General features: G+C 66.5%; 7 protein-coding genes and 1 tRNA gene. 6 read left to right on the top strand and 2 right to left on the bottom strand.

Features of this window, described 5'->3' with window-relative positions:
- Window positions 1-111: 111 nt before the first annotated feature.
- Window positions 112-879 (bottom strand): IclR family transcriptional regulator, encoded by a 768-nt coding sequence (locus AC1D12_RS15300; protein WP_047511852.1) that lies wholly within the window; start codon window positions 877-879, stop codon window positions 112-114.
- 76 nt (window positions 880-955) lie between these two features.
- Window positions 956-1,804 (bottom strand): presqualene diphosphate synthase HpnD, encoded by an 849-nt coding sequence (gene hpnD / locus AC1D12_RS15295; RefSeq protein ID WP_477841298.1) that lies wholly within the window; start codon window positions 1,802-1,804, stop codon window positions 956-958.
- 201 nt (window positions 1,805-2,005) lie between these two features.
- Here hpnD and AC1D12_RS15290 point away from each other — a divergent pair, with 201 nt between their 5' ends.
- The 6 genes from AC1D12_RS15290 to clpX all read left to right on the top strand — a co-directional run.
- Complete coding sequence (locus tag AC1D12_RS15290) at window positions 2,006-3,145, top strand: efflux RND transporter periplasmic adaptor subunit (RefSeq protein ID WP_477828949.1); 1,140 nt, start codon at window positions 2,006-2,008, stop codon at window positions 3,143-3,145.
- Window positions 3,146-3,166: 21 nt separating this feature from the next.
- The gene (locus tag AC1D12_RS15285; RefSeq protein ID WP_477841296.1) at window positions 3,167-6,328 is read left to right on the top strand and encodes an efflux RND transporter permease subunit; all 3,162 of its coding nucleotides are present in this window, start codon (window positions 3,167-3,169) and stop codon (window positions 6,326-6,328) included.
- A 74-nt stretch (window positions 6,329-6,402) separates the two neighbouring features.
- Window positions 6,403-6,489 (top strand) — tRNA-Leu (locus AC1D12_RS15280).
- Between the two features lie 29 nt (window positions 6,490-6,518).
- On the top strand, window positions 6,519-7,826 hold the full coding sequence (gene tig / locus AC1D12_RS15275) for a trigger factor (protein ID WP_477841294.1): 1,308 nt from the start codon (window positions 6,519-6,521) through the stop codon (window positions 7,824-7,826).
- A gap of 139 nt (window positions 7,827-7,965) precedes the next feature.
- A complete protein-coding gene (gene clpP / locus AC1D12_RS15270) occupies window positions 7,966-8,589 on the top strand; it encodes an ATP-dependent Clp endopeptidase proteolytic subunit ClpP (protein WP_477841292.1) in 624 nt (207 codons plus the stop codon).
- Between the two features lie 155 nt (window positions 8,590-8,744).
- Window positions 8,745-9,588, top strand: an 844-nt coding sequence (gene clpX, locus AC1D12_RS15265; protein ID WP_477841290.1) for an ATP-dependent Clp protease ATP-binding subunit ClpX, incomplete at its 3' end; no start/stop codon positions are given.

The following is a 9,588-nucleotide window of genomic DNA, read 5'->3' as shown; positions in this document are numbered from 1 at the left end:
GGCGGTGGCAGCGCCTGCCACGGTGGCCCATGAGGCGCCGAAGCTCACGTCCTGAGCGCTGACGTTTCCGTCGATATCCGAGAAGCCCGGTGACGCCGGGCTTCTTGCATTTCAGCCGCGGTGCCCGAGCGCCGCCGAGATCTGCGAGGCGGTCGCCTTCAGCCGCTCCAGCCAGGCTTCCTCCAGCCGGTCGGCCGGCGCCGAGATCGACAGCCCGGCCACCAGCTTGCCCTGGTCGTCGAGGATGCCGGCGGCCATGCAGCGCACGCCCAGTTCCAGCTCTTCATCGTCGCGCGCGGTGCCGTACTGCATCACCTTCGACAGCTCGCGCTCCAGCGTGGCCACCTCGGTGATGCTGTTGCGCGTGTGGCCGGCCAGCCCGGTGCGGTTGGCATAGGCCCGCACGCGCTGCGGATCGTCATGCGCGAGGAACAGCTTGCCGACCGACGTGAGGTGCAGCGGTGCCCGCCCGCCGACGGCGCGAACCACCTGCATGCCAGAGCGTTCGCTGTAGGTGCGCTCGATGTAGACGATCTCGTCGCCCTGGCGCATCGACAGGTTCACCGGCTGGTGCGTCAGCTTGTGCAATTCGCGCATCGGGCCGAGCGCGGCGTCGCGCACGTCAAGGCGGGCCTTCACCAGGTTGCCCAGTTCCAGCAGGCGCATGCCCAGCCGGTAGCTGCCGGCCTCGGGCCGGTCGACATAGCGGCCGACCGTCAGGTCGTTGAGGATGCGGTGGGCGGTCGATGGGTGCAGCCCCGTCTGCTCGCTGATCAGCTTCAGCGAGATCGGATCCTGGTGGGACGCCAGCAGGTCCAGCAGCGAAAACATGCGCTCCAGCACCTGGATCGCCGGGGTCTGGCCCTCTTTGCTTTTCATCGCGGCACTCTCATTCAGTTGTCCGCCATTTTGCATGGCGAAAACTGGCTTGACCAGCGCCGTGGCGATGCGCGCCTCAGCGCCCCTTCCAGTGGGTGCGGGCGGCGATCCACAGCTTGCGGATCGGCGTCAGCGAGACGCGCTGGTGCAGCACTTGGAAATCGCCGGCTTCGATCTCGCGCAGCAGCGTGCGGTAGATGTTGGCCATCATCAGGCCGGGCTTCTGCGCCACGCGGTCGGCGTCGGGCAGCAGCGCGAAGGCCTCGTCGTAGCAGCGGTGCGCCCGCTCCGCCTGGAAGCGCATCAGCGCGGTGAAGCGCTCGCTGTAGCCCCATGGCGCGGTGCGCTTGAGCAGTTCATGCGCTTTCACGTCGAACTGCTGCAATTCGGAGATCGGCAGGTAGATGCGGCCGCGGCGGGCGTCGTCGCCGACGTCGCGGATGATGTTCGTCAGCTGCATCGCCAGGCCCAGCTTGTGGGCGTACTGCAGCGTCTGGTCGGTGCTGCGGCCGAAGATGCTGGCCGCGACTTCGCCGACCACGCCGGCCACCAGGTGGCAGTAGCGCTGCAGCCCGGCGTAGTCGAGGTAGCGCGACTGATCCAGATCCATCTGGCAGCCGTCGATCACCGCATTGAGGTGCTCGGCGCGGATGCCGAACTCGGCGGTGAGGGGCATCAGGGCCTGCATCACCGGATGGGAGGCGTGCCCGGCGAAGGCGCTGGCCGCCTCCTTGCGCCACCAGGCGAGCTTGGTGGCGGCGACGCCCGGGTCCTGAACTTCGTCGACGACATCGTCCACCTCGCGGCAAAAGGCGTAAAACGCGGTGATCGCCGCGCGGCGTGGCGGTGGCAGGAAAAGGAAGGCGTAGTAGAAGCTCGAGCCGCTCCTGGCGGCCTTGTCCTGCACGTATTGCTGGGGCGTCATCGTCGGTCGTGATCAATTCAGCGCGCATTGTCGCTGGGTCGGCCCCGGACGCTCGTGACGCATCGAAAGATGCCAGGGACGGTTTGACACCTGGGATTGACCCGAATACATTACTGACCGGTCAGTCAGTTGTACCGTAACTGACATCAGCCCCCGTCTCCAGAATTACCGCCCCCGTTCACCGCTTCGAAGAGGATTCCGATGCGATCCACGCTGTTCATTGCCTTGGCCGGTGTGGCCGTCCTGGCTGCCTGTTCCAAGACCGAGCCTGCCGCCGAGCCGGTGCGGGCGGTCCGCACGCTGACCGTCGCCAACGGGGCCGCGGGCGGCACCCGCGAGTACGCGGCCGAGATCAGGGCGCGCACCGAATCGAAGCTCGGCTTCCGGGTCGGCGGCAAGATCACGCGCCGCACGGCGAACGTGGGCGACACCGTGAAGGCCGGCCAGGTGCTCGCGCAGCTCGATCCGCAGGATCTGAAGCTGGCGCAGGAGTCGGCCCGCGCGGCGCTTGCCGCGGCGCAGACCAACCTCGAGCTCGCGAATGCCGACTACAAGCGCTACAAGGACCTGCGCGACCAAGGCTTCATCAGCTCGGCCGAGCTGGAGCGCCGCGACACCGCGCTGAAGTCCGCCCAGGCGCAATTCGACCAGGCGCGCGCGCAGGCCGGCGTGCAGGGCAACCAGGCCGCCTATGCGGCGCTGGTGGCCGATTCCAATGGCGTGATCACCGGCGTCGATGCCGAGCCGGGCATGGTGGTGGCCGCCGGCACCTCGGTCGTGCGCCTCGCGCAGGACGGCCCGCGCGATGTGGTGTTCTCGGTGCCTGAAGACCATGTGAGCGACCTGCGGGCGCTCGCCCGCAAGCCCGGTGCGCTGAAGGTGAGGCTATGGGGTAGCAATGACGCGGTGTCCGCGTCGATCCGCGAGGTGGCCGCGGCTGCCGATGCCGCGACCCGCACGTTCCAGATCAAGGCCGACATCGGCGAGCTGCCGGCCCGCCTCGGCCAGACCGCCACCGTGCTGATCGAGTTGCCGCAGCAGTCGAACGTGGTGCGCCTGCCGCTGTCGGCGGTCACCGAGCTGCAGGGCCGCACGTCGGTATGGCTGGTCGACAAGAACGCCCAGGGCGTGCTCAGCGTCAAGGCGCAGCCGATCCAGGTGGCCGGTGCCGACGGCAACACCGTGGTGGTGGCCGCCGGCCTCGCGCCCGGGCAGGTGGTGGTGACGGCCGGCGTGCACGTGCTGTCGCCCGGGCAGCAGGTGAAGATGTACGTCGAGCCGACCGCGCAGAACGGCAACCCGGCTGCGATGGCGCCTGCCGCCAGCGCGGCATCCCGCTAAGCCCAGCGCCCGAGGCACCGCATGAGCAGCCCCCAAGACACACACGACGACGCGCCGACCTCGCGTTTCAACATCTCCCGCTGGGCCCTCGAACACCAGCCGCTGACGCGCTACCTGATGGTGGTGCTGATGGTGCTGGGCTTCGTCGCCTACTTCCAGCTSGGSCAGGACGARGAYCCGCCSTTCACCTTCCGCGCGATGGTGGTGCAGGCCTWCTGGCCGGGCGCCACSGCGCAGCAGATGGCCGAGCAGGTCACCGACAAGATCGAGAAGACGCTGCAGGAAGCGCCGTACGCCGACAAGATCCGCAGCTACACCAAGCCGGGCGAGTCGCTGACCATCTTCCAGATCAAGGACAGCTCGCCGCCGAAGGAAGTCAACAACGTCTGGTACCAGACGCGCAAGAAGATCGGCGACATGCGCTCGACGCTGCCGTCGGGCGTGATCGGGCCGGTGTTCAACGACGAGTTCGGCGATGTCTACGGCTCGATCTTCGCGCTGTCTGCCGACGGATTCACCTATGAAGAGCTGCGCCAGCGTGCCGAGGAAACGCGCCAGAAGCTGCTGAAGGTGCCCGATGTCGCCAAGGTGCAGGTGTTCGGTGCGCAGCCCGAGAAGATCTTCATCGAGATCTCGCAGAAGCGCCTGGCCTCGATGGGCCTCGACTTCAACCAGGTGATCGCCCAGCTCGGCGCGCAGAACGCGGTCGAGGGCGCCGGCGTGCTGAACGCCGGCAGCGACAACCTGCAGGTGCGCGTGGGTGGCCAGTTCAACTCGGTCGACGAGCTCGCGGCCTTCCCGATCCGCGCCACCAACCCCGGCACCGGCGTCGCGAGCACGCTGCGCCTGTCCGACATCGCCACCATCAAGCGCGACTACGTCGATCCGCCGGCCGTCAAGGTGCGCCACCAGGGCAAGGAAGTCATCGCGCTCGGCATCTCGATGGCCAAGGGCGGCGACATCATCGAGCTGGGCAACCAGCTCAAGCACCGCGTCGCGGCGATCCAGAAGGAGCTGCCGATCGGCATCGAGCTGTCGCAGATCCAGGACCAGCCCTCGGCCGTGACCAAGTCGGTCGGCGAGTTCGTGCACGTGCTGATCGAGGCGGTGGTGGTGGTGCTGGCCGTCAGCTTCATCAGCCTGGGCCTGCACACCAGACCGCTGCGCATCGACGTGTGGCCGGGCCTGGTGGTGGGCATCACGATCCCGCTGGTGCTCGCGATCACCTTCGTCACGATGTTCTACTGGGGTGTCGGGCTGCACAAGATCTCGCTCGGCTCGCTGATCATCGCGCTCGGGCTGCTGGTCGACGACGCGATCATCTCGGTGGAGATGATGGTGCGCAAGCTCGAGGAGGGCTACGACAAGATGCGCGCCGCGACCTTCGCCTACGACGTGACCGCGATGCCGATGCTGACCGGCACGCTGATCACCGCGACCGGCTTCCTGCCGATCGGCATGGCCCGCTCGACGGTGGGCGAGTACACGTTCGCGATCTTCGCGGTGACCACCGCGGCGCTGCTGATCTCGTGGGTGGTGTCGGTGTACTTCGTGCCGTACCTCGGTGCCAAGCTGTTGCACAGCAAGAGCAAGATGCACGAGGGCGAGCAGCACCATGAGCTGTTCGACACGCCGTTCTACACGCGCTTCCGGCGCGCGGTGAACTGGTGCGTGMARCACCGCTGGATCACGATCGGCCTGACCATCGGCACCTTCGTGCTGGGCCTGGCCGGCATGGGCAAGGTGCAGCAGCAGTTCTTCCCCGATTCGAGTCGGCCGGAGATCCTGGTCGACCTGTGGCTGCCCGAGGGCGCCACCATCCAGTCGAGCGAGGAACTGGCCAAGCGCTTCGAGGCACGCATGCTGAAGGAGCCGGGCGTGGTCGACGTGTCGATCTGGGTCGGCAGCGGCGTGCCGCGCTTCTACCTGCCGCTCGACCAGATCTTCCCGCAGACCAACGTGAGCCAGGTGATCCTGATCCCGAAGGACCTGCCGACGCGCGAGTCGCTGCGCCTGAAGCTGCCGAAGATGCTGGCCGAGGAGTTCCCCGATGCACGCGGCCGCGTCAAGCTGCTGCCGAACGGGCCGCCGGTGCCGTACCCGGTGCAGTTCCGCGTGATGGGGCCGGATGCGGCGCAGGCCCGTGCCTGGGCCGACAAGGCCAAGGACATCCTGCGCGCCAACCCGAACATGCGCGGCGTGAACGACAACTGGAACGAATCGGTCAAGGTGCTGCGCCTGGAGGTCGACCAGGACAAGGCGCGCGCACTGGGCGTCACCAGCCAGGCCATCGCCACCGCGTCGCGCACCATCCTGTCGGGCAACACCGTCGGGCAGTACCGCGAAGCCGACCGGCTGGTCGACATCGTCGTGCGCCAGCCGCTGGACGAGCGCAACGCCATCACCGACATCGGCAACGCCTACCTGCCGACGGCCAGCGGGCGCTCGATCCCGCTGACGCAGATCGCCAAGGTCGGTTTCACCTGGGAGCCGGGCGTGCTGTGGCGCGAGGGCCGCGACTATGCGGTGACGGTGCAGGGCGACGTGGTCGAGGGCCTGCAGGGCCCGACGGTCACGACGCAGGTGTGGCCGGATCTCGACAAGCTGCAGAAGACCATGCCGGACGGCTACCGCATCGAGATCGCCGGCGCGGTGGAGGAGAGCAGCAAGGGGCAGGGCTCGATCGCCGCGGGCCTGCCGCTCGCGCTGTTCATCATGTTCACGCTGCTGATGCTGCAGCTGCACAGCTTCTCGCGTTCGATCCTGGTGTTCCTCACCGGCCCGCTCGGCATCGCCGGCGTGGCGGGCGCGCTGCTGCTGCTGAACCGGCCGTTCGGCTTCGTCGCGCTGCTCGGCGTGATCGCGCTGATGGGCATGATCATGCGCAACTCGGTGATCCTGATCGACCAGATCGAGCAGGACCGTGCGCGCGGCGTGCCGGCCTGGGAGGCGATCGTCGAATCGGCGGTGCGGCGCTTCCGGCCGATCGTGCTGACCGCAGCGGCGGCGGTGCTCGCGATGATCCCGCTGTCGCGCAGCGTGTTCTGGGGCCCGATGGCGGTCGCGATCATGGGCGGGCTGATCGTCGCGACGGGGCTGACGCTGCTGGCGTTGCCGGCGATGTATGCCGCCTGGTTCCGCGTCAAACCGGCCGAAGAGGAAAGAGCCGCCGCGAGCAGCTAAACTACGCGGTTTACCGAATCGCCTGAAAAGGGAAGCTTCGGCTTCCCTTTGCTTTTTGCATGTGCCCAGAATGTGCGCGGGTGGCGAAATTGGTAGACGCACCAGGTTTAGGTCCTGACGCCAGCGATGGTGTGGGGGTTCGAGTCCCCCCCCGCGCACCAGCTAACGAAACCAGAGAGTCCAGACAATCATGGCTGTCACTGTAGAAACCCTCGAGAAGCTCGAACGCCGCATCACGCTCACGCTGGCGGCCGACACGATCAACAACGAGGTCGAAACGCGCCTGAAGCGCCTGTCCCGCACGGTCAAGGCCGACGGGTTCCGCCCGGGCAAGGTGCCGATGAGCGTGGTGTCCCAGCGCTACGGCTACTCGGTGCAGTACGAAGTCATGAACGACAAGGTCGGACAGGCCTTCGCCCAGGCCACCGCCGAGGCCAAGCTGCGCGTCGCCGGTGCCCCGCGCATCAGCGAGAAGGAAACCGCGCCCGAGGGCCAGATGGCCTTCGATGCCGTCTTCGAGGTGTACCCCGAAGTCAAGCTCGGCGACCTGTCGGCCGCCGAGGTCGAGCGCGTCAGCACCGAGGTGACCGAAGCCGCSATCGACAAGACGCTGGAYATCCTGCGCAAGCAGCGCCGCACCTTCGCGCAGCGCGCGCAGGGCGAGGCTGCTGCCGAAGGCGACCGCGTGACGATCGACTTCGAAGGCAAGATCGACGGCGWGCCKTTCGMMGGCGGCAAGGCCGAGGRCTWCCAGTTCCTGATCGGTGAAGGCCAGATGCTCGAGGCCTTCGAGAAGGCCGTGCGCGGCATGAAGACCGGCGAATCGAAGACCTTCCCGCTGCAGTTCCCCGAGGACTACCAGGGCAAGGACGTCGCCGGCAAGGAAGCCGACTTCCTGGTCACGCTGAACAAGGTTGAGGCGCAGAACCTGCCCGAGGTCAACGATGCGCTGGCCAAGTCGCTGGGCATCAAGGAAGGCACGGTCGATGCACTGCGCGCCGACATCAAGCGCAACCTCGAGCGCGAGGTCAAGTTCCGCGTGCTGGCCCGCAACAAGTCGTCGGTGATGGACGCGCTGGTCAAGAGCGCCGAGCTCGACCTGCCGACCTCGCTGGTCAACGGCGAAGTCGAGCGCATGACCGAAGGCGCCCGCGCCGACCTGAAGAAGCGCGGCATCAAGGATGCCGACACCGCACCGATCCCCGCCGAGATCTTCCAGCCGCAGGCCGAGCGCCGTGTGCGCCTGGGCCTGGTCGTCGCCGAGCTGGTCCGCGCGAACAACCTGCAGGCCAAGCCCGAGCAGCTGCAGGCGCACATCGAAGAGATGGCGCAGAGCTACGAGAAGCCGGCCGAAGTGGTGCGCTGGTACCTGGGCAGCCGCGAGCGCATGGCCGAGGTCGAAGGCGTGGTCATCGAGAACAACGTGACCGACTTCGTGCTGGGCAAGGCCAAGGTCACCGACAAGGTGCTGCCGTTCGACGAACTGATGGCCGGCTGATTTCGTCAGCCGTCATGCGAAGGGCGCCGGGCTGAAAGGCCTGGGCGCCCTTTGTTTTTGAACGCGGCCTTGTCGCGACATAATCAAACCCAATCTCCGTGGGACTATCACGAACCTCCTCAAGGACGCAAGGACGATCATGAGCGCGCTGGAAACACAAAGTCTGGGCATGGTGCCCATCGTCATCGAGCAGTCGGGCCGCGGTGAACGGGCCTACGACATCTACAGCCGCCTGCTGCGCGAGCGGGTCATCTTCCTGGTCGGGCCGGTCAACGACCAGTCGGCCAACCTGGTGGTGGCGCAGTTGCTGTTCCTCRAAAGCGAAAACCCCGACAAGGACATCTCGCTGTACATCAACTCGCCGGGTGGTTCGGTGAGTGCGGGCATGTCGATCTTCGACACAATGCAGTTCATCAAGCCCGACGTGTCGACGCTGTGCATGGGCATCGCTGCCAGCATGGGCTCGTTCCTGCTGATGGCCGGCGCCAAGGGCAAGCGTTTCGCGCTGCCGAATTCGCGCGTGATGATCCACCAGCCGTCGGGCGGCGCGCAGGGCCAGGCCACCGACATCGAGATCCATGCCCGCGAGATCCTCAAGACCCGCGAGCAGCTGAACCGCATCTACGCGGAACGCACCGGCCAGTCGATCGAGAAGATCCGTGCCGACATGGAGCGTGATTTCTTCCTGGATCCGATCGAGGCCAAGGAATACGGCCTGATCGACCAGGTGCTGACGCAGCGCACCCCGCCCGCAGCGACCTGAGCTGACAGATCCGGCACCGGGCCTCGGGTAAAACCGGGGTGAAACCGCGGAAAGCCACAGAACGGGGCCCATTTGGGCCCCTTTTCCACAGCCTGGGCCGGAATTCTTTTGCTCTATCATTGACTCAGCCTTCCTAACGCACAGCGCACCCATCCATGGCCGACAAAAAAGGCTCCTCCAGCGAGAAAGTCCTGTACTGCTCCTTCTGCGGCAAGAGCCAGCACGAGGTGAAGAAACTGATCGCCGGCCCGTCGGTCTTCATCTGCGACGAGTGCATCGAGCTTTGCAACGACATCATTCGCGATGAAGTGCCGGCCGACACCGCCGAGGCCCGCGCCACCAAGTCAGACCTGCCGGTGCCCAGCGAGATCAAGGCCAGCCTCGACCAGTACGTGATCGGGCAGGACACCGCGAAGCGCACGCTGTCGGTGGCCGTGTACAACCACTACAAGCGGCTCAAGCACATGGCGTCGTCTAAGGACGACGTCGAGCTGAGCAAGAGCAACATCCTGCTGATCGGCCCCACCGGCTCGGGCAAGACGCTGCTGGCCCAGACGCTCGCCCGCCTGCTCAACGTCCCGTTCGTGATCGCCGATGCGACCACGCTGACCGAAGCCGGCTACGTCGGCGAAGACGTCGAGAACATCATCCAGAAGCTGCTGCAGAACTGCAACTACGACGTCGAGAAGGCGCAGCGCGGCATCGTCTACATCGACGAGATCGACAAGATCTCGCGCAWGGCCGACAACCCCTCGATCACGCGCGACGTGTCGGGCGAGGGCGTGCAGCAGGCGCTGCTGAAGCTCGTCGAAGGCACGATGGCCTCGGTGCCGCCGCAGGGTGGTCGCAAGCACCCGAATCAAGACTTCCTGCAGATCGACACGACCAACATCCTGTTCATCTGCGGCGGCGCATTCGACGGCCTCGAGAAGGTCATCCAGAACCGGTCCGAGAAATCCGGCATCGGTTTCGCGGCGACCGTGCACACCAAGTCGGAGC

The organism is Rhizobacter sp. P1_G5 (assembly GCF_056405435.1).
The sequence above is the reverse complement of the archived record's forward strand: the minus strand, read 5'-3'. Positions and strand labels throughout refer to the sequence as shown.